Annotated in this window: 20 protein-coding genes; all 20 read left to right on the forward strand. The window is 47.4% G+C overall.

The window, feature by feature from the left end:
• Positions 1–80: 80 nt before the first annotated feature.
• The 20 genes from obgE (at position 81) to miaA (ending at position 20,325) form a co-directional block, all read left to right on the forward strand.
• Positions 81–1,262, forward strand: coding sequence for a GTPase ObgE (gene obgE / locus DW121_RS00970; protein ID WP_117711154.1), 1,182 nt, complete (start codon positions 81–83; stop codon positions 1,260–1,262).
• Entirely contained in the window at positions 1,259–2,083 is an 825-nt protein-coding gene (gene pgeF / locus DW121_RS00975; protein WP_118322825.1) for a peptidoglycan editing factor PgeF, read from the forward strand. The genes obgE and pgeF overlap by 4 nt, the downstream gene beginning before the upstream one ends.
• Before the next feature lie 9 nt (positions 2,084–2,092).
• On the forward strand, positions 2,093–2,758 hold the full coding sequence (locus tag DW121_RS00980) for a B3/4 domain-containing protein (RefSeq protein ID WP_118322828.1): 666 nt from the start codon (positions 2,093–2,095) through the stop codon (positions 2,756–2,758).
• A 138-nt stretch (positions 2,759–2,896) separates the two neighbouring features.
• Entirely contained in the window at positions 2,897–3,892 is a 996-nt protein-coding gene (locus tag DW121_RS00985) for a PhoH family protein (RefSeq protein ID WP_118322831.1), read from the forward strand.
• A gap of 33 nt (positions 3,893–3,925) precedes the next feature.
• Positions 3,926–4,870 carry a phosphoribosylaminoimidazolesuccinocarboxamide synthase gene (locus tag DW121_RS00990; RefSeq protein WP_117711150.1) on the forward strand — a complete coding sequence of 315 codons (945 nt, stop codon included), beginning with the start codon at positions 3,926–3,928 and terminating at the stop codon, positions 4,868–4,870.
• A 3-nt stretch (positions 4,871–4,873) separates the two neighbouring features.
• Positions 4,874–5,611: a bifunctional demethylmenaquinone methyltransferase/2-methoxy-6-polyprenyl-1,4-benzoquinol methylase UbiE gene (gene ubiE, locus DW121_RS00995; protein WP_117711149.1), complete on the forward strand. Its 738-nt coding sequence runs from the start codon at positions 4,874–4,876 to the stop codon at positions 5,609–5,611.
• 37 nt (positions 5,612–5,648) lie between these two features.
• Complete coding sequence (locus DW121_RS01000) at positions 5,649–6,395, forward strand: shikimate dehydrogenase family protein (protein WP_117711148.1); 747 nt, start codon at positions 5,649–5,651, stop codon at positions 6,393–6,395.
• Between the two features lies 1 nt (position 6,396).
• Entirely contained in the window at positions 6,397–7,347 is a 951-nt protein-coding gene (locus DW121_RS01005) for an alpha/beta hydrolase (RefSeq protein WP_118322833.1), read from the forward strand.
• A 39-nt stretch (positions 7,348–7,386) separates the two neighbouring features.
• Entirely contained in the window at positions 7,387–8,298 is a 912-nt protein-coding gene (locus tag DW121_RS01010) for a TPM domain-containing protein (RefSeq protein ID WP_117711146.1), read from the forward strand.
• An 87-nt stretch (positions 8,299–8,385) separates the two neighbouring features.
• The gene (locus DW121_RS01015; RefSeq protein ID WP_118322834.1) at positions 8,386–8,967 is read left to right on the forward strand and encodes a LemA family protein; all 582 of its coding nucleotides are present in this window, start codon (positions 8,386–8,388) and stop codon (positions 8,965–8,967) included.
• 252 nt (positions 8,968–9,219) lie between these two features.
• Complete coding sequence (locus DW121_RS01020) at positions 9,220–10,389, forward strand: AIR synthase-related protein (protein WP_118322835.1); 1,170 nt, start codon at positions 9,220–9,222, stop codon at positions 10,387–10,389.
• 42 nt (positions 10,390–10,431) lie between these two features.
• Positions 10,432–11,544 carry a peptide chain release factor 1 gene (prfA, locus tag DW121_RS01025; protein WP_118322836.1) on the forward strand — a complete coding sequence of 371 codons (1,113 nt, stop codon included), beginning with the start codon at positions 10,432–10,434 and terminating at the stop codon, positions 11,542–11,544.
• Positions 11,545–11,546: 2 nt separating this feature from the next.
• Positions 11,547–13,319: a DUF4153 domain-containing protein gene (locus tag DW121_RS01030; RefSeq protein ID WP_117711142.1), complete on the forward strand. Its 1,773-nt coding sequence runs from the start codon at positions 11,547–11,549 to the stop codon at positions 13,317–13,319.
• A 26-nt stretch (positions 13,320–13,345) separates the two neighbouring features.
• Positions 13,346–14,176 carry an orotidine-5'-phosphate decarboxylase gene (gene pyrF / locus DW121_RS01035; protein WP_117711141.1) on the forward strand — a complete coding sequence of 277 codons (831 nt, stop codon included), beginning with the start codon at positions 13,346–13,348 and terminating at the stop codon, positions 14,174–14,176.
• A 20-nt stretch (positions 14,177–14,196) separates the two neighbouring features.
• On the forward strand, positions 14,197–15,423 hold the full coding sequence (locus tag DW121_RS01040) for an HD domain-containing protein (RefSeq protein WP_117711140.1): 1,227 nt from the start codon (positions 14,197–14,199) through the stop codon (positions 15,421–15,423).
• Positions 15,424–15,507: 84 nt separating this feature from the next.
• Positions 15,508–16,548, forward strand: coding sequence for a UDP-3-O-(3-hydroxymyristoyl)glucosamine N-acyltransferase (gene lpxD, locus DW121_RS01045; RefSeq protein ID WP_117711139.1), 1,041 nt, complete (start codon positions 15,508–15,510; stop codon positions 16,546–16,548).
• 3 nt (positions 16,549–16,551) lie between these two features.
• On the forward strand, positions 16,552–17,937 hold the full coding sequence (locus DW121_RS01050; RefSeq protein WP_117711138.1) for a bifunctional UDP-3-O-[3-hydroxymyristoyl] N-acetylglucosamine deacetylase/3-hydroxyacyl-ACP dehydratase: 1,386 nt from the start codon (positions 16,552–16,554) through the stop codon (positions 17,935–17,937).
• 7 nt (positions 17,938–17,944) lie between these two features.
• A complete protein-coding gene (lpxA, locus tag DW121_RS01055) occupies positions 17,945–18,721 on the forward strand; it encodes an acyl-ACP--UDP-N-acetylglucosamine O-acyltransferase (RefSeq protein ID WP_117711137.1) in 777 nt (258 codons plus the stop codon).
• Between the two features lie 13 nt (positions 18,722–18,734).
• Complete coding sequence (locus DW121_RS01060; protein WP_117711136.1) at positions 18,735–19,295, forward strand: IS1096 element passenger TnpR family protein; 561 nt, start codon at positions 18,735–18,737, stop codon at positions 19,293–19,295.
• Between the two features lie 115 nt (positions 19,296–19,410).
• Positions 19,411–20,325, forward strand: coding sequence for a tRNA (adenosine(37)-N6)-dimethylallyltransferase MiaA (miaA, locus tag DW121_RS01065; protein WP_117711135.1), 915 nt, complete (start codon positions 19,411–19,413; stop codon positions 20,323–20,325).
• Positions 20,326–20,339 lie beyond the last annotated feature (14 nt).

Here is a 20,339-nt window from a genome sequence, read left to right on the forward strand (position 1 = left end):
GTTTGAGGTAGTCTTGGAGAATCGTTACTTTTGCATCAGAAAAAGGAATAAGTATTTTAAAATCAATCGTAAGGAAAAATATGGCTGAATCGAATTTTGTTGACTACGTAAAAATCTATTGCCGTTCCGGTAAGGGCGGTCGAGGCTCCACGCATATGCGACGTGAGAAATATATTCCCAATGGCGGCCCCGACGGTGGTGACGGAGGACGAGGCGGCCACGTGATTCTTCGCGGCAACCGCAACTACTGGACATTGCTGCACTTGCGCTACGACCGACATATCATGGCCGGGCACGGAGAATCGGGTTCAAAGAACCGTAGTTTCGGCAAGGACGGAGAAGATAAAGTTATCGAAGTGCCCTGCGGCACGGTAGTTTACAATGCCGAAACCGGTGAATACATCTGCGATGTGACCGAACATGGACAGGAAGTCGTCCTGCTGAAAGGCGGACGCGGCGGATTGGGCAATTGGCACTTCAAGACCGCCACCCGTCAGGCTCCCCGCTTTGCACAACCGGGCGAACCGATGCAGGAAATGACGGTTATCATGGAGTTGAAGCTGCTGGCGGATGTAGGTTTGGTAGGTTTTCCCAATGCAGGGAAGTCGACACTGCTCTCAGCAGTATCTTCGGCAAAGCCGAAAATTGCCAATTATCCCTTTACTACACTGGAACCCAATCTGGGAATTGTGTCATATCGCGACGGCAAATCGTTCGTAATGGCAGATATCCCCGGCATTATCGAGGGTGCAAGTGCGGGCAAAGGTCTGGGACTCCGTTTTCTACGCCACATCGAACGCAACTCATTGCTGCTGTTCATGGTTCCTGCCGACAGTGACGACATCCGTAAGGAATATGAAATTCTGTTGAACGAACTGCGCACCTTCAATCCTGAAATGCTGGACAAGCAACGTGTGCTTGCTATTACCAAATGTGATATGCTGGATCAGGAACTGATGGACGAAATAGAACCTACGTTGCCCGAAAGCATTCCGCACGTATTCATTTCGGCTATATCCGGTCTGGGTATCTCTGTTCTGAAAGATATACTGTGGGAAGAGCTGAATAAGGAAAGCAACAAGATAGAAGGCAAGGTTGAAAGCATAGCCCATCGTGCCAAAGATATGAGTCACCTGAAAGAAGAACTGAAAGATGAAGGTGAAGACGAGGACCTCAGCTACGAATACATTGACAACGAGGACATTGAAGACCTTGAAGACTTTGAATACGAAGAAGAGGACTGGGAGGATGACAAAAAATGATTTCTCTTACAGAAGATAAAAAAATGTTGGGATATGAGGTATTTGCCCCGTATCCCGACATTTCTTGTTTTGTAACCACCCGGCATGGCGGATGCAGCACCGACAACTATGCTTCTTTCAACTGCACCCCTTACACCGGAGACGATGTAAATTGTGTACGCCAAAATCAGGAAGCGTTATGTGCTGCATTGCCTTCATATCCGCAAGAACTCGTTATTCCTTTTCAAACTCACAGTACCAATTCTCTCATCATCGACGAAACTTATCTGAATGCAACATACAGTGAACGGCAGTCTATGCTGCAAGGTGTAGATGCGCTTATTACCGATATACCCGGTTGCTGTATTTGTATCTCTACCGCCGATTGCATTCCTATATCATTATATGACAAGCTACGTCGCGTCGTTGCCGTAGTCCATGCCGGCTGGCGGGGAACGGTAAACCGCATACTTGCATCAACGCTCCACCGGATGCAGGCAGCCTACGGCACAGAGGGCAAAGACATCATAGCCAGCATTGGTCCGGGTATCTCCCTCGCTTCTTTTGAAGTAGGCGATGAAGTATATGAAGCTTTCCGAACTGAGAATTTCCCAATGGAATACATATCCGTATGGAAACCAGAAACGCACAAATACCATATCGATTTGTGGGCAGCCAACCATCTGCAACTTTCCGACTTCGGAGTGCCGTCCCAACAGATAGAAAATGCAGGGATTTGCACTTATCAACAGTATGAGGATTTCTTTTCGGCACGCCGATTGGGTATCAAGTCAGGACGCATACTGTCGGGAATAATGATAAATCCAATAATTAATGTTTAGTGATTAGCCATGTATAACATTACCGTATCAGAAGAAATTAAGAAAGCCTGCCCTATCTTCAAAGGTGCGGCCGTATACGCAGAAGTTGCCAATACCGCATTCTGCCAAGGTCTTTGGGACGAGATAAACGCCTTTACCCAAGAACTGAGAGCAACCGAAACCACAGACAGCATCAAGCTGCAACCCGCCATTGCCGCCACCCGCGAAGCCTACAAGCGTTGCGGAAAAGACCCGAGCCGCTACCGCCCCTCGGCCGAAGCATTACGCCGCCGTCTTATGCGGGGACTGGAACTGTATCAGATTGACACGCTGGTAGACCTCATCAACCTCGTTTCCCTCCGCACCGGATACAGCATAGGCGGCTTTGATGCAGACAAGATACAGGGAAACAGCCTCGAACTCGGAGTAGGACGTGCGGAAGAACCTTTCGAGGGCATCGGGCGCGGAGTGCTGAATATCGAGGGACTTCCCGTCTACCGCGACCCGGCAGGCGGAATAGGCACCCCCACCAGCGACAACGAGCGCACCAAGATGGGAATGGAAACCCGCCACATCCTCGCCATTGTAAACGGCTACAGCGGATGTGACGGACTGGCGGAAGCTACCGGAATGATACAGGAACTCCTGCGGAAGTATGCCGCTTCCGACGGTGGAACAGTGCTCTATTTTGAATAAACGACGACCGCGGACATAATGCCGCAGCTACACCCGATGCAAAAAAATAACAGACTGAACCGTCCAAGTATTCAAACGTTTCACTACCTTTGCAAAGCGTTTCACTCGAAAAAAAGAATTGAACTTTAAAACATATCAATGATAGAGAAACTGATTGTTCTTGAGGATATTGATCCGGTAATCTTTTACGGCGTAAACAACGCCAATATGCAATTGATAAAAGCATTGTATCCCAAACTCCGCATCGTTGCCCGCGGCAATGTCATCAAGGTTCTGGGAGACGAAGAGGAAATGTGTGCGTTTGAAGAAAACATCACCAAGCTTGAAAAGTATTGCGCCGAATATAATTCTCTGAAAGAGGAAGTCATCATCGATATAATCAAAGGGAACGCCCCGCAAGCGGAAAAGTCCGGCAACGTCATCGTGTTCAGCGTAACGGGAAAGCCCATCATACCGCGCAGCGAAAACCAGTTGAAGCTGGTTGAGGCTTTCTCCAAGAACGACATGGTGTTTGCCATCGGCCCCGCCGGTTCGGGCAAGACATACACGGCTATAGCCCTTGCCGTACGTGCGCTGAAAAACAAGGAAATCAAGAAAATAATCCTCAGCCGCCCCGCCGTAGAGGCCGGAGAGAAGCTCGGCTTCCTGCCCGGCGACATGAAGGACAAGATAGACCCCTATCTGCAACCGCTTTACGACGCATTGCAGGACATGATACCTGCCGCCAAACTGAAAGAATACATGGAACTGAACATCATTCAGATTGCCCCCCTCGCCTTCATGCGCGGGCGTACGCTGAACGATGCCGTAGTAATTCTGGATGAAGCGCAGAACACTACCACCCAACAGATTAAAATGTTCCTCACCCGCATGGGCATGAACACCAAGATGATTGTAACGGGAGACATGACACAGATAGACCTTCCCCTATCGCAAACCTCCGGACTGGTGCAAGCGCTCCGCATCCTGAAAGGCGTGAAAGGCATCAGTTTCATCGAACTGAACAAGAAAGACATTGTACGTCACAAACTGGTTACCCAGATTGTGGAAGCCTACGAGAAGTTCGACAAAGAGACGAAAGCGGAACGGGAGAAACGGAGAGAGGAAAAAGCCGGACTGCAACTCCCTGCATAAACAGTAAATATTCAACTCATAAATATCACAAAAATGAAAGCATTAACAGCAACAGAATTCAATTTTCCCGGTCAGCAAAGCGTATACCACGGAAAAGTGCGTGATGTGTACAACATCAACGGTGAAAAGTTAGTGATGGTCGCTACCGACCGTATTTCAGCCTTCGACGTAGTATTGCCCAAAGGTATTCCTTTCAAGGGTCAAATGCTGAACCAGATTGCAGCCAAGTTCCTCGATGCCACTACCGACATCTGCCCCAACTGGAAAATGGCCACCCCAGACCCTATGGTAACAGTGGGTGTAATGTGCGAAGGTTTTCCTGTTGAAATGATTGTACGCGGCTACCTCTGCGGCAGCGCATGGCGTGCCTACAAGAGCGGTGTCCGCGAAATCTGTGGCGTGAAGCTGCCCGAAGGCATGAAAGAGAACCAGAAGTTCCCCGAACCTATCATCACCCCGACTACCAAAGCCGAGATAGGCGAGCACGATGCCGACATTTCCAAAGAGGAAATCCTCGCCAAAGGTCTTGCCACTCCCGAAGAATATGCCGTTTTGGAGAAATACACCATGGCCCTCTTCAAACGCGGTACGGAAATCGCCGCAGAGCGCGGATTGATTCTCGTTGATACCAAATACGAATTCGGCAAGCACAACGGCACCATCTATCTGATGGACGAAATCCATACTCCGGACTCCAGCCGCTATTTCTACTCCGAAGGCTACGAAGAACGCTTCTCCAAAGGCGAACCGCAAAAGCAACTCTCAAAGGAATTCGTACGCGAATGGTTGATGGACAACGGCTTCCAAGGCAAAGAAGGACAACATGTTCCGGAAATGACGGACGAAATCGTAACTTCCATCAGCGAACGCTACATCGAGTTATACGAACACATCACCGGTGAGAAATTCGTGAAAGAAGATACAAGCAATATCGCCGAACGTATCGAGAAGAACGTAACGGAATACCTAAAGGAATGAAGAATGTATTACCCGCAAGAACACATCAAGCCTTACGGTAGCGACGGCAAGAAGAGCGAACAGGTCGAAGAAATGTTCGACAATATCGCACCCGCTTACGATAAGCTGAACCATACCCTGTCAATGGGTATAGACCGCAGCTGGCGTAAGAAAGCGATTAATGCGCTGCGCCCTTTCAAGCCCCGGCACATCATGGATGTAGCAACCGGAACCGGCGACTTTGCCATACTTGCCTGTCGCGAACTGCAGCCCGACACGCTGATAGGAACCGACATATCCGAAGGGATGATGAATGTGGGACGTGAAAAAGTAAAACAGGCGCACCTCTCGGACAAGATTTCCTTCGCCCGGGAGGATTGCACCTCTCTCTCATTTGCCGATGAAAGCTTTGATGCCGTGACCGTAGCGTTCGGCATCCGCAACTTCGACGGACTGGACAAAGGACTGTCTGAAATGTGCCGTGTACTCGTGCCCGGCGGACACCTCGTGATACTGGAACTTTCCACTCCGGACCGCTTCCCAATGAAGCAACTCTTTACCGTCTACTCCAAAGTCATCATTCCTCTACTCGGCAAATGTATCTCGAAAGACAACAGCGCTTACACCTATCTGCCCCAAAGCATCCGCGCCTTTCCGCAAGGTGAAATCATGCAAGGAGTAATCCGTAAGGCAGGATTCAGCGAGGTGCGCTTCAAGCGGTTGACTTTCGGAATATGTACCTTATACATCGCTAAGAAATAGTTGCTACTTATTATTACCCCCTTTAACACACTTGGATATGCAGAAATACGGTCTAATCGGTTACCCGCTGAAACATTCGTTCTCCATCGGCTACTTCAATGAGAAATTCACAGCCGAGAACATTGACGCAGAATATGTAAACTTCGAGATTCCCCGCATCGAAGACTTCATGGAAGTGATTGAGGAAAACCCCAATCTCTGTGGACTCAACGTAACCATTCCTTACAAAGAACAAGTCATCCCCTATCTGGATGAGCTGGATAAGGATACTGCCCAAATAGGCGCGGTCAACGTTATCAAGATTGTCCGTCTCCCCAAAGGCAAAGTCAAACTGATAGGCTGCAACTCGGACATTATCGGATTTACGCAATCCATCGAGCCGTTGCTGCAACCCCACCACAAGAAAGCGCTGATTCTGGGTACGGGCGGTGCGTCCAAAGCCGTATATCGCGGTCTGGAGAACTTAGGAATAGAAAGCACGTTCGTATCACGCACCAAAAAGGACGACAAATTCCTTACCTACGAGGAACTGACTCCGGAGATAATGGCCGAATATACGGTTATCGTCAACTGTACCCCCGTCGGCATGTTCCCCAAAGTAGATTTCTGCCCGAACATACCGTACGAACTACTTACACCCAACCATTTGCTCTACGATTTGTTATATAATCCAAACGAAACACTCTTCATGAAGAAAGGCAAAGCTCAAGGAGCCGTCACCAAGAACGGACTCGAAATGCTGTTGCTGCAAGCCTTTGCCGCATGGGAGATTTGGAATAGATGACATGAAAAGAAAAATTAAATACGGTCTGATAGGATTATTGGCGGTAGCATTCGCCACCATCGTCAGTGGAAGCTATTATATGCTCGGTTACTCGCTGACACCTAAAGAGAACAAAGGCAAGGACATTCCTGGGTCATACAAGTATATGCACCGCACATATCCGTTTATCACGTCATGGCTGGATAGCCTGCAAACCTCAGGTGCCTTGCGCGATACCTTTATCATCAATCCGGAAGGGAGACAACTGCATGCAATTTTTGCCGCAGCCGCACAATCTACCGATAAAACGGCAGTCATCGTGCACGGCTATACCGACAATGCCATCCGTATGCTGATGATAGGCTATCTTTATAATAAAGGACTGAACTACAATATATTCCTTCCCGACTTGCAGGACAACGGTCTGAGCGGAGGTCCCGCCATACAAATGGGGTGGAAAGACAGGCTGGATGTACTGAATTGGATGAATATAGCCGACAGTATTTTCGGAAACAACACTCAAATGGTAGTACACGGCATCTCTATGGGAGCTGCCACTACCATGATGGTATCCGGAGAACCGCAACAACCTTTTGTGAAATGTTTTGTAGAAGATTGCGGCTACACAAGCGTATGGGACGAATTTTCCTTTCAATTGAAGGATATGTTCGGGTTGTCCGAATTTCCGCTAATGTACACAACCGGATGGTTATGCAACGCCAAGTACGGCTGGAACTTCCGAGAAGCTTCTTCGCTGGAGCAAGTCAAAAAATGCAGCCTTCCCATGTTATTCATACATGGAGATGCGGACACATACGTACCTACGTGGATGGTTTATCCCTTGTATGAAGCCAAGAGCGAACCGAAAGAGTTGTGGATTGTACCCGGTGCAACACACGCCATGTCCTACCGGGATTATCCGCAGGAATATACGGAGCGCGTAAGGAATTTCGTAGGGAAATACATCCATTAATGTGATTTTTCCTATCTTCGCCCCTACAAATACAATAGTATGAAACGATTTATCTCCATAGCACTCTTCTTGTGCGTGCTTGTTTCCTTGCAGGCACAAGAGATTTACACTACCAAAAACATTCCTAAAGTACATCTTCAGGACAAGACACGCTACGTCTGCAACCCCGCCGGCATCCTCTCTGCTTCGGTATGTGATGAAATGGACCGTATGCTTTATGCACTGGAACAGCAAACCGGCATTGAAACCGTAGTGGCCGTCGTACCTTCCATCGGCAACGAGGATTGCTTTGACTTCTCGCACCAATTACTCAACGAATGGGGTGTGGGCAAGAAAGGCAAGAACAACGGGCTGGTTATCCTGTTGGTAACCGACCAGCGCTGCATCCAGTTTTATACCGGATACGGATTGGAAGGAGACCTGCCCGATGCCATCTGCAAGCGCATTCAGACACGATACATGATTCCTTACCTGAAAGACGGCAATTGGGATGCGGGTATGGTGGCTGGTGTGCGTGCCGTATGCGCCCGCCTCGACGGCAGTATGGTAAACGACTCGGATGAGGATGGCGGCGCCTCCCCGATAGGATTGATTCTGGCTGTTGTCGGCTTCTTCGCCATCGCCATTGCAGCGGGAATATTGAAGACACGTGCCGCAAGCAAATGCCCGCAATGCGGACAGCACAAGCTGCAACGGAGCAACAGCGTACTTGTTTCACGCCACAACGGAGTACGGACGGAAGATGTCACTTACATATGCCGTAATTGCGGACACAAGGTAGTACGCCGTCAGCAATCCTACGATGAGAATTACCGGGGCGGCGGTGGCGGCGGTCCTGTCATTTTCGGCGGCGGCTTCGGAAGAGGCAGTTTCGGGGGCGGCGGCGGTTTTGGCGGCGGCAGCTTCGGCGGAGGTATGGGCGGTGGCGGCGGAGCCGGTTCACGGTTCTGATTGGAATAGTGTCAATCTGGAATTATTCAGTTAGGAGTCAGAGGAGTTACAAAATGTATTGTATCACTTAATAATAAAAGAAGAAGTATGAAAAAATCAACCATTATTATCATTGCTATTATAGCCCTTCTCGCCATTTGGGGTATTACCGGCTATAACGGACTTGTCACTATGGACGAAAATGTCAGCGGACAATGGTCTAACGTCGAAACACAATATCAACGTCGTGCCGACTTGATTCCGAACCTTGTAAATACAGTCAAAGGATATGCCTCTCACGAGAAAGAAACACTGGAAGGTGTGGTAGAGGCTCGCAGCAAAGCTACCCAAATGACCGTAGACTCCAACGACCTGACACCGGAGAAGCTGGCTGAATACCAAAAGGCTCAGGGTGCGGTTACTTCCGCTCTCGGCAAGCTGCTTGCCATTACCGAGAATTATCCCGACCTGAAAGCCAACCAGAACTTCCTGGAACTACAAGCCCAGCTGGAAGGTACGGAAAACCGCATCAACGTAGCACGTACCAACTTCAACAACGCAGCGAAAAGCTTTAATACAGCCATCCGCCGTTTCCCCAAAAACATCCTTGCCGGTTTTTTCGGCTTTGAGAAACGCGCTTATTTTGAAGCTGCCGAAGGCAGTGAACAAGTTCCCAAAGTAGAGTTCTAACAACAAGGAATTAAAAATCCGAACTGGGGTTGTTTTAAAATGTAAAAGTCCTATCATTCTATCATTCTGAACGCAGTGAAGAATCTCTTCTCTGCATACATAAAAGAGGAGATTCTTCGTCGCAAGCTCCTCTGAATGACAGTATGATAGGACTTTTACATTTTGAAACACTCTCATATTTTTTACGCAAAGCTAAGGCTATAAGCGAAATAATCACTACTTTTGTGCACAATTGAACAAACTTATTATCTCATGAGTAATCAACGATATATGATGAGAGGCGTCAGCGCATCCAAAGAAGATGTGCACAACGCTATCAAGAACATCGACAAAGGTATCTTCCCGCAGGCTTTCTGCAAAATTATCCCCGACATTCTGGGCGGTGATCCCGAGTACTGTAATATCATGCACGCCGACGGTGCAGGAACCAAATCCAGCCTGGCATACATGTACTGGAAAGAGACAGGCGACCTCTCCGTCTGGAAAGGCATTGCGCAGGATGCGCTGATTATGAACATCGACGACCTGCTTTGCGTAGGTGCAGTAGACAATATCCTGGTATCAAGCACTATCGGACGCAATAAGTTGCTCATTCCGGGAGAGGTGATTTCCGCTATCATCAACGGAACGGACGAACTGCTTGCCGAACTCCGCGAAATGGGTGTGGGTGTATACGCTACCGGCGGTGAGACTGCCGATGTCGGCGACTTGGTACGCACCATTATCGTAGACTCTACGGTAACTTGCCGCATGAAACGTTCGGATGTCATCGACAATGCCAATATCCGTCCGGGAGATGTGATTGTAGGTCTGTCCTCTTGTGGACAAGCCACTTATGAGAAAGAATATAACGGCGGTATGGGCAGCAACGGGCTAACCAGCGCCCGCCACGATGTATTCTCCAAATACCTGGCAGAGAAATATCCGGAAAGCTACGACAAAGCCGTACCCGACGAACTGGTATACAGCGGAAAACTGAAGCTGACAGACAACGTGGAAGGCAGTCCGTTGGATGCCGGCAAACTGGTACTCTCTCCTACCCGTACGTATGCACCGGTAGTTAAGAAATTACTCGATGCGCTCCGTCCCGAAATTCACGGTATGGTACACTGCTCCGGTGGCGCACAAACCAAAGTACTGCACTTTGCCGGTGACAATTGCCGCATTATCAAAGACAACCTTTTCCCCGTTCCACCATTGTTCAGAACCATCAAGGAGCAAAGCGATACGGACTGGAGCGAAATGTACAAGGTATTCAATATGGGACACCGCCTTGAGGTATATCTTTCTCCCAAACACGCAGAAGAAGTGATTGCCATCAGCAAGAGCTTCAATATTGATGCACAGATTGTAGGACGTATCGAAGAGAGCGATAAGAAAGAGTTGATTATCAAGAGTGAATTCGGAGAGTTCAGATACTAATACCGACTTATCATCCCATCATAACATTACCACTTGAATTAAATGGCAGATAACAATACCATACTTGAGAAACTGGAAGGCCTCGTTGCCCGCTTCGAAGAAGTATCTACGTTGATAACCGACCCGGCAGTGATTGCCGACCAAAAGCGCTACGTCAAGCTTACCAAAGAATACAAAGAATTGGGTGACTTGATGAATGCCCGCAAAGAGTACATGCAGGTACTGAGCGGCATTGAGGAAGCGAAAGAAATCATCGCCAACGAAACCGATGCCGAAATGCGCGAAATGGCCCGTGAGGAACTTGATGCCTGCCAAACACGCCAGCCGGAGCTGGAAGAAGAGATAAAGCTGCTGCTTGTCCCTGCCGACCCGCAGGATAGCCGTAACGCAATTCTTGAAATCCGCGGCGGTGCAGGTGGAGACGAAGCCGCCATCTTTGCCGGCGACCTCTTCCGTATGTACACCAAGTATTGCGAAGCAAAAGGCTGGCGATTGGAAATATCCAGCGCCAACGAAGGCGCAGCCGGCGGTTTCAAGGAAATCATCTGCTCCGTAACGGGTGATAATGTATATGGTACACTGAAATATGAATCGGGCGTACATCGCGTACAGCGTGTGCCTGCCACCGAAACGCAAGGACGTGTGCACACATCCGCTGCATCCGTAGCCGTGCTGCCCGAGGCCGAAGAATTCGATGTAGTCATCAACGAGGGAGAAATCAAATGGGATACCTTCCGAAGCGGTGGTGCGGGCGGTCAGAACGTAAATAAGGTGGAATCCGGCGTACGCTTACGCTACAACTGGAAGAATCCGAATACCGGTGTCGTAGAGGAAATCCTCATCGAATGTACTGAAACGCGCGACCAGCCGAAGAATAAAGAACGCGCCTTGTCTCGCCTGCGTACCTTTATATACGACAAGGAGCACCAGAAATACATCGATGACATCGCTTCCAAACGAAAGACCATGGTTTCTACCGGTGACCGTTCGGCCAAGATACGCACCTACAACTATCCGCAAGGACGTATCACCGACCACCGCATCAACTATACCATCTATAACCTCGCCGCCTTTATGGACGGTGATATTCAGGACTGCATCGATCACCTGATTGTTGCGGAAAATGCGGAAAGACTGAAAGAAAGCGAATTGTAGTTATGAAAGGGTTATCAGTAGAGAAAGCGTTTCACACAGCTACCGAAGCGTTTCAGAATTGTTTGAAACGCTTTCCGGTTGCAGTAACCTTTATCTTTGCATTCACAGCCTATCTCATCTATCTGACATCGACAGGCTGGAAGGGCGAAGACCGGTTACTGTTCATCACCGGCTACTATCTGTCGGTGGGCATCCTGCTTTCGCTCACACTTCATCTATGGAGCGAGGAAGTAAAAAGCCGCCTGTGGAAGACAACCATACAACTTGCTGCGCATGCCTTACTTATAGCCGACACTTTCCTACTCTATCATTATCTCACCACGGAAAGTTCGTGGATTGAAATCGGTATCGCCCATGCGGCAGCCATTCTTGCCGTAGGGTTCTCCACTTTCTTCCTTTCGTTCCTGCGCGAGAAGAACGACATCGCCAGCTGGAACTTTGCGCTGAACACCGTTTCGGCATACATCGTTACACAGGTGATAGGCCTTATCCTATGTGCAGGCATCAGCCTACTGCTGTTCTCATTGCATCAACTGTTCGATATTCACATCAGCGGGAAGTGCTATGCCTATATCTACTATCTGTGCAATGTATTGCTCGGATTGATGCTATTCCTCGGATTGTTGCCGCAGGGAGACGACAAGCACAACCGGAAGCCGCATTCATCGGAATTCCTGAACGGCATCCTGCACTATCTGTTCCTTCCCCTTACGGCCGGTTATCTGATAGTGCTTTATATCTACGCCACTCGCATCCTCATCAGTTGGGAATTGCCCATCGGCTGGGTGTCATGGCTTATCGTAGCATTGATGACGGTCTGTATCGCCATCCAATTCGGGCTATACCCTACACGTTTCAAAGAGAACAAGCGGTTTGACAACTGGATTGCACGCTGGATGCCTGTGCTGATATTGCCACTGTTACTGCTGATGACAATAGGCATTATACGCCGGTTCAACGATTACGGTGTTACTATCAACCGACTCTATCTCGCCACGCTCAATGGCTGGTTCTATATTGTCTGTATCGGGCTGTTCGTCATAAAAGCGCGACGTATCAACTGGATACCCATTTCGTTTGCCGTCATCTTTTTGCTGACATCCGCATTGCCCGTCAACTATGCCGGTATTACAAAGAATACTATTCTTAATGAGATAAAGGCCGAAATGCAACGCAGTTGCCAAGCGGAAGTTCCCCTCTCATTAGAGCAATATAAGGAATGGATTTACTCACTGCCGGAAAAGCAAGCTGTACAGATAAACAGTAAATTCAAATATTTGAGTAACTGGTTCGGCACGGAAAGCGTTACTCATTTGATAGAGAAGAATGTGACACACAACCTCTATTCTGTGGCAGCGGATATTGAAACAGATACGGTAGCCGTTGACACAGATAACGACAGGGTTTCCTACAGTGGCGAAATCGATATCCAAACTATCATCAATATACCCGAAGGCTATACCCGGTTTATCGCCATACCTGACGGCAGCATATCAAGCCACCGTTTCACCGTTTCCCGCCAAAGCCTCGAAAGCGGCATATTACCCGTTTCGCTCGATACCCGAACGGGCAAGCTGAACGATAGCGTGTACATCGAGCTCAACACATTGGAAATGCTGGAGAAGAACAGCAAGCACGGCCATATACCGCCTACCTCTTTCCGATGCAACTCCCCAAGAAATTTGTTCATCCTGACTGCATTCGACATTCATTATGAAAAGGACAGTGACGAAGATGCGAGAATGAGTATCAAGGGATATTTATTTAAAAAGTAAAATCATTAAACCAACAGAATTACGATATGAACAAACAACAGCTTTTTGAGAATATAAAACGTAAGAAATCATTTCTTTGCGTAGGTTTGGATACGGATATTAAGAAAATACCGGAACACCTGTTGAAAGAAGAAGATCCTATTTTCTCCTTCAATAAAGCAATTATCGATGCAACAGCCGATCTGTGTATCGCCTATAAACCTAACCTTGCTTTCTATGAGAGCATGGGAGTAAAAGGTTGGATTGCCTTTGAAAAGACCGTAAACTACATCAAACAGAATTATCCCGACCAGTTCATCATAGCTGATGCCAAGCGTGGTGACATAGGCAACACCTCTGCCATGTATGCACGCACTTTCTTTGAAGAGCTGGACATAGACTCGGTAACCGTAGCCCCCTATATGGGCGAAGACAGCGTTACCCCGTTCCTCACTTATGAAGGGAAATGGGTTATCCTGCTCGCATTGACCAGCAATAAAGGTTCTCACGACTTCCAGTTGACAGAGGACAAGGACGGTGAACGTCTTTTTGAGAAAGTCTTGCGCAAATCACAGGAATGGGCAAGTGACGAACAAATGATGTATGTAGTAGGCGCCACCCAAGGACGTGCTTTTGAAGATATCCGCAAGATTGTTCCCAATCACTTCCTCCTGGTACCCGGCGTAGGCGCACAAGGCGGTTCATTGGAAGAAGTCTGCAAATACGGCATGAACGAAACTTGCGGGCTAATTGTTAATTCCAGCCGCGGAATCATTTACGTAGACAAGACAGAGAACTTTGCAGCCGCTTCACGCAAAGCTGCACAGGAAGTACAGGCGCAAATGGCGGAACAGCTGAAGAAAGTGATAAACGATTAGTGACTAACAACCCTCCAAAGGTGCAAGCAAGAAAAATCATCAACGACCCGGTATTCGGGTTCATCAATATACCAAAGGGGCTGCTGTACGACATTGTACGGCATCCCCTTTTGCAACGTCTCACCCGTATCAAGCAACTGGGCTTGTCTTCCGTAGTGTACCCCGGCGCGCAACATACCCGTTTCCAACATTCTCTGGGTGCGTTCTACCTCATGAGTGAGGCTATACAACAACTCACAGCCAAAGGCAATTTCATCTTCGACAGTGAAGCGGAAGCCGTACAAGCAGCCATTCTTATGCACGACATCGGGCATGGTCCGTTCTCTCATGTACTTGAAGACACTATTGTAAAAGGCGTTTCGCATGAAGATATTTCTCTGATGCTGATGGAGCGCATCAACAAGGAGATGAACGGGCAACTGACACTCGCCATCCAGATTTTCAAGGATGAGTATCCCAAACGTTTCCTTCATCAGTTGGTAAGCGGTCAACTGGATATGGACCGCCTTGATTACCTGCGTCGCGACAGCTTCTATACAGGCGTTACGGAAGGCAATATCGGTTCGGCACGAATCATCAAGATGCTCGATGTCAAAGACGACCATCTGGTGGTAGAGTCCAAAGGCATCTATTCCATTGAGAACTTCCTCACCGCACGTCGCCTGATGTACTGGCAGGTATATCTGCACAAGACATCGGTTGCTTATGAAAAGATGCTCATCAGCACATTACTGCGTGCCAAAGAGTTAGCCGGAAAGGGAATAGACCTGTTTGCTCCGCCTGCACTGAAATTTTTCCTGTATAACGACATCAATCGGGAAACATTCTATAATAACCCGGATTGCTTGGAAAACTATATCCAACTGGACGACAATGATATTTGGACTGCATTGAAAGTATGGAGCACCCATTCGGACAAAGTCCTTTCCACACTAAGTCTGGGCATGATTAACCGTAACATATTCAAAGTGGAAATCTCCGCCGAACCTTTCGGTGAGGAACGTAAAGAAGAAATAATTCGGCAAACCGGTGAGCAATTAGATATTTCCCTTTCCGAAGCCGGTTATTTTATCTCCACTCCCGGCATTGAGAAGAATATGTACGATCCGGCAGATGACAGTATTGATATCCTATACAACGACGGTTCCACTAAAAATATAGCTGAAGCATCGGATATGCTTAATATATCTCTACTGTCCAAGAAAGTAAAAAAATACTACTTATGTTATCAGCGTTTGCATAGATAAGTATAAAATATTCATCACAGAGCAAGGATATATAAAAAAAAAGTCCGTTATTTGTGTTTTGAAACCATCTAACAACAATAAGACATGGAGTTCTCTGCTAAACAAATTGCAACATTTATTCAAGGAGAAATCGTTGGAGACGAGAATGCAACCGTACACACCTTCGCAAAAATTGAAGAAGGAATTCCCGGAGCAATTTCTTTCCTATCCAACCCTAAATACATACCTTATCTGTACGAAACCCTATCGAGTATCGTTTTGGTAAACAAGGATTTCGTTCCTGAACAAGAAGTAAAGGCTACAATGATTAAGGTAGACAATGCTTACGAGAGTCTTGCTAAATTATTAAATCTTTATGAACAAAGCAAGCCAAAGCGTACCGGTATTGATTCACGAGCATACGTTGCCGAGACCGCGAAAATAGGCAAGGATGTTTACATCGCCCCCTTTGCTTGCATCGGAGAGTATGCAGAAGTGGGAGACAATACGGTGATTCATCCGCATGCCACCATTGGAAGCGGCGCTAAGGTAGGCAGTGACTGTATTATTTATGCAAATGTAACCATCTACCACGATTGCCGCGTAGGCAATCACTGCATTTTGCACGCCGGTTGCGTCATCGGTGCAGACGGATTCGGCTTCGCCCCTACTCCCGAAGGCTATGAAAAGATACCCCAAATCGGTATCACTATCTTGGAAGATAATGTGGAAATAGGAGCCAACACTTGCGTAGACCGTGCTACAATGGGAGCAACTATCGTGCACAGTGGTGTGAAACTGGATAATCTGGTACAGGTAGCCCATAATGATGAAATCGGTTCGCATACGGTAATGGCAGCTCAAGTAGGCATTGCCGGATCCACCAAAATAGGTGAATGGTGTATGTTTGGCGGTCAGGTCGGTATAGCCGGACACATCCATATCGGAAACAAAGTGAACCTTGGCGCACAGTCGGGTGTTCCGAGCAATATAAAGGAAGGCAGTGTTTTAATAGGCACCCCGCCTATGGAGGTAAAACCTTATTTCAAGTCACAATCCGTATTCCGCAAACTACCGGATATGTATTTTGAACTGAATGCGCTTCGTAAAGAACTTGATGAATTAAAAAAACAATTAAATAAGTAACCAATGTTGAAACAAAAGACTCTGAAAGACAGCTTTTCGCTCAGTGGAAAAGGTCTTCATACTGGACTTGATCTGACCGTTACTTTCAACCCGGCTGCGGACAATCACGGATATAAAATTCAGCGTATCGACCTGGAAGGTCAACCCGTCATTGACGCTGTTGCCGATAATGTGACTGAAACGACACGCGGTACTGTCCTCTCTAAAAACGGGGTTAAGATAAGTACCATAGAGCATGGTATGGCTGCACTTTATGCACTGGGCATAGACAACTGCCTGATTCAGGTGAACGGTCCGGAATTTCCGATTTTGGACGGAAGTGCTCAATATTACGTCAACGAAATAGAACGTGTAGGTACAGTAGAACAGAATGCTGTAAAAGATTTCTATATTATCAAGTCCAAGATTGAATTCCGCGATGAAACCACCGGTTCGTCCATTATCGTATTACCCGATGAGAATTTCAGTCTGAATGTGCTGGTATCTTATGACTCCACCATCATCCCCAACCAATTCGCCACATTGGAGGATATGACAAAGTTCAAGGATGAAGTAGCCGCCAGCCGTACTTTCGTATTTGTACGCGAGATAGAACCGCTGTTACAGGCCGGACTTATCAAAGGCGGTGATTTGGACAACGCCATCGTTATCTACGAACGCGAAATGCCTCAGGATGCTTACGACAAGCTTGCCGATGTAATGGGCGTACCGCATATGGATGCCAAACAGCTGGGTTACATCAATCACAAACCGCTGGTATGGCCCAACGAATGTGCCCGCCATAAATTATTGGACGTAATCGGCGATTTGGCTCTGATAGGAAAACCCATCAAAGGCCGCATCATTGCCACACGTCCGGGACATACCATCAACAATAAATTCGCCCGCCAGATGCGTAAGGAAATCCGTCTGCACGAAATACAGGCTCCCTCATACGACTGCAACCGCGAACCGATTATGGATGTAAACCGCATCCGTGAATTGCTACCGCACCGCTATCCGTTCCAACTGGTAGATAAAGTAATTGAAATTGGCGCCAACTACATTGTAGGTGTCAAGAATGTAACAGCCAACGAACCTTTCTTCCAAGGACACTTCCCGCAAGAGCCCGTAATGCCCGGTGTATTGCAAGTGGAAGCAATGGCACAGACCGGAGGTCTGCTTGTCCTGAACTCCGTAGACGAACCGGAACGTTATTCCACCTACTTTATGAAGATAGACGGTGTTAAGTTCCGCCAGAAAGTAGTGCCGGGAGATACTTTGATTTTCCGCGTTGAACTGCTGGCTCCTATCCGCCGAGGGATTTCTACTATGAAAGGCTATGTATTTGTAGGCGAAAAGGTAGTGTGCGAAGCTGAATTTATGGCTCAAATAGTAAAAAACAAGTAAGTTAATTATGATAAGTCCCTTAGCGTATATTCATCCCGAAGCAAAAATCGGGGAAAACGTAGAGATTGCTCCTTTTGTTTTCATTGACAAGAATGTGGTAATCGGCGATAACAATAAGATTATGGCGAATGTCAACATTCTGTACGGGTCACGTATCGGCAATGGAAATACAATCTTTCCCGGAGCCGTAATCGGCGCCATTCCGCAAGACCTGAAGTTCAGAGGAGAAGAGACCACCGCCGAAGTAGGCGATAACAATATTATCCGTGAAAACGTAACTATCAACCGAGGCACAGCTGCCAAAGGAAAGACCGTTGTAGGCAATAACAACCTGCTGATGGAATGTGTACATGTGGCACATGACGCCCTCATTGGAAGCGGTTGCATTATCGGCAACTCCACTAAAATGGCAGGTGAGATTGTAATAGACGACAACTCCATCATCAGTGCCAACGTACTGATGCACCAGTTCTGCCGCGTAGGCGGATTTGGTATGATACAAGGCGGATGCCGTTTCAGCAAAGACATACCGCCGTACATCATAGCCGGTCGCGAACCCATCTGTTATGCAGGTCTCAACATTGTGGGGCTGCGCCGCCGCGGTTTCTCCAACGAAACAATCGAAGCCATTCATGACGCCTACCGCATCATCTATCAAAGCGGACTGAACAATACGGAAGCTTTGAAGAAGATTGAAAATGAAATGGAAATGACACCCGAAATCAGCTATATTGTAAACTTTATACGTGAATCAACTCGCGGCATTATCCCTGCAAGTAAATAAAAAAGTTAACACTATGATATATAGATTTACTCTTATCTCCGATGAAGCGGATGACTTCGTAAGAGAAATACAGATTGACCCGGAAGCTACATTTTATGATTTTCACGAAGCTATCCTGAAATCAGCGGGTTATACCAGCGACCAGATGACCTCTTTCTTCATTTGCGATGATGATTGGGAGAAGGAAAAAGAAGTTACCCTTGAAGAGATGGATGATAATCCGGAAATAGACAGCTGGGTAATGAAAGATACCCAAATCAGCGAATTGGTAGAAGACGAAAAGCAAAAACTTCTATATGTATTCGACTACATGACGGAACGTTGTTTCTTCATCGAACTCTCCGAAATCATCACCGGCAAAAACATGACCGGAGCAAAGTGCACCAAGAAAGCCGGAGAAGCACCCAAACAAACCATTGACTTTGAAGAAATGGCGGCAGCCGGCGGTTCGCTCGACTTGGATGAAAGCTTCTATGGCGATCAAGACTTCGATATGGAAGACTTCGACAAAGAAGGCTTCGGCGGTTTAGACGAAGGCTCTGCCGATATACCCTACGAAGAAGACAAATTCTGATAGAACCGTTCGGGCGAATAACAATTTGCTCCAATGATAATGAAATATCCCATAAGGATACATTCATATCGGAGGATACAACTGTTTTTCGCCCGAACTATTTTTTTACGACCTCATGAAAACATTGATAGTACTTATAGGCCCTACGGGAGTAGGAAAGACGGAACTCAGTCTCCGATTGGCAGAGCATTTTCAAACGTGCATCGTTTCTGCCGATTCAAGACAACTTTATGCCGATTTAAAAATCGGTACGGCCGCTCCTACTCCGGAACAACTGCAACGAGTACGGCATTATTTTGTCGGTACACTGCAACTTACCGACTATTACAGCGCCGCCCAATATGAAACCGAAGTACTGCAACTCCTTGAGAAACTCTATACCCGGCATGAGGTTGTACTCCTTACCGGAGGTTCCATGATGTACGTAGATGCCGTATGTAAGGGGATTGACGACATTCCTACCGTAGATGCCGAAACTCGCCGGTTGATGTTGCACAAATACGAAACAGAAGGTCTGGAAAATCTCTGTGCCGAACTGAAGCTGTTGGACTCAGAGTATTACAAAATCGTGGATTTAAAGAACCATAAACGAGTAATCCATGCCCTTGAAATCTGTTATATGACAGGAAAGACCTATACCTCTTTCCGCACGCAGAAAAAAAAGGAACGCCCCTTCCGTATCATTAAAATAGGGCTCACCCGCAATCGTGAAGAATTGTACGACCGCATAAACCAACGTGTAGAACAGATGATAACGGACGGACTGGTAGAAGAAGCCCGCAGCGTCTACCCTCACCGGGCACTCAATTCATTGAATACAGTAGGTTATAAAGAGATATTCAACTATCTCGACGGCGAATGGACACTCCCTTTTGCCATTGAGAAGATTCAACAGAACTCACGCATCTACTCCCGCAAACAAATGACGTGGTTTAAGCGGGACGAAGAGATACACTGGTTTCACCCCGAACAAGAAGCGGAAATACTGACACATATCGAGCGTTGCATAGCGGCGGACAGAGACGAATAATACCGATATACATA

This window comes from Bacteroides sp. AM10-21B (assembly GCF_003472565.1).
Taxonomy (GTDB): domain Bacteria; phylum Bacteroidota; class Bacteroidia; order Bacteroidales; family Bacteroidaceae; genus Bacteroides; species Bacteroides propionicigenes.

Coding starts and splice junctions, on each gene's coding strand:
- DW121_RS01050 (WP_117711138.1), top strand. CDS start 16,552: ATGTTGAAACAAAAGACTCTGAAAGACAGCTTTTCGCTCAGTGGAAAA.
- DW121_RS01060 (WP_117711136.1), top strand. CDS start 18,735: ATGATATATAGATTTACTCTTATCTCCGATGAAGCGGATGACTTCGTA.
- obgE (WP_117711154.1), top strand. CDS start 81: ATGGCTGAATCGAATTTTGTTGACTACGTAAAAATCTATTGCCGTTCC.
- lpxD (WP_117711139.1), top strand. CDS start 15,508: ATGGAGTTCTCTGCTAAACAAATTGCAACATTTATTCAAGGAGAAATC.
- DW121_RS01030 (WP_117711142.1), top strand. CDS start 11,547: ATGAAAGGGTTATCAGTAGAGAAAGCGTTTCACACAGCTACCGAAGCG.
- DW121_RS00985 (WP_118322831.1), top strand. CDS start 2,897: ATGATAGAGAAACTGATTGTTCTTGAGGATATTGATCCGGTAATCTTT.
- DW121_RS01015 (WP_118322834.1), top strand. CDS start 8,386: ATGAAAAAATCAACCATTATTATCATTGCTATTATAGCCCTTCTCGCC.
- DW121_RS01020 (WP_118322835.1), top strand. CDS start 9,220: ATGAGTAATCAACGATATATGATGAGAGGCGTCAGCGCATCCAAAGAA.
- ubiE (WP_117711149.1), top strand. CDS start 4,874: ATGTATTACCCGCAAGAACACATCAAGCCTTACGGTAGCGACGGCAAG.
- DW121_RS01010 (WP_117711146.1), top strand. CDS start 7,387: ATGAAACGATTTATCTCCATAGCACTCTTCTTGTGCGTGCTTGTTTCC.
- DW121_RS01000 (WP_117711148.1), top strand. CDS start 5,649: ATGCAGAAATACGGTCTAATCGGTTACCCGCTGAAACATTCGTTCTCC.
- lpxA (WP_117711137.1), top strand. CDS start 17,945: ATGATAAGTCCCTTAGCGTATATTCATCCCGAAGCAAAAATCGGGGAA.
- DW121_RS00990 (WP_117711150.1), top strand. CDS start 3,926: ATGAAAGCATTAACAGCAACAGAATTCAATTTTCCCGGTCAGCAAAGC.
- miaA (WP_117711135.1), top strand. CDS start 19,411: ATGAAAACATTGATAGTACTTATAGGCCCTACGGGAGTAGGAAAGACG.
- pyrF (WP_117711141.1), top strand. CDS start 13,346: ATGAACAAACAACAGCTTTTTGAGAATATAAAACGTAAGAAATCATTT.
- DW121_RS00980 (WP_118322828.1), top strand. CDS start 2,093: ATGTATAACATTACCGTATCAGAAGAAATTAAGAAAGCCTGCCCTATC.
- pgeF (WP_118322825.1), top strand. CDS start 1,259: ATGATTTCTCTTACAGAAGATAAAAAAATGTTGGGATATGAGGTATTT.
- prfA (WP_118322836.1), top strand. CDS start 10,432: ATGGCAGATAACAATACCATACTTGAGAAACTGGAAGGCCTCGTTGCC.
- DW121_RS01005 (WP_118322833.1), top strand. CDS start 6,397: ATGAAAAGAAAAATTAAATACGGTCTGATAGGATTATTGGCGGTAGCA.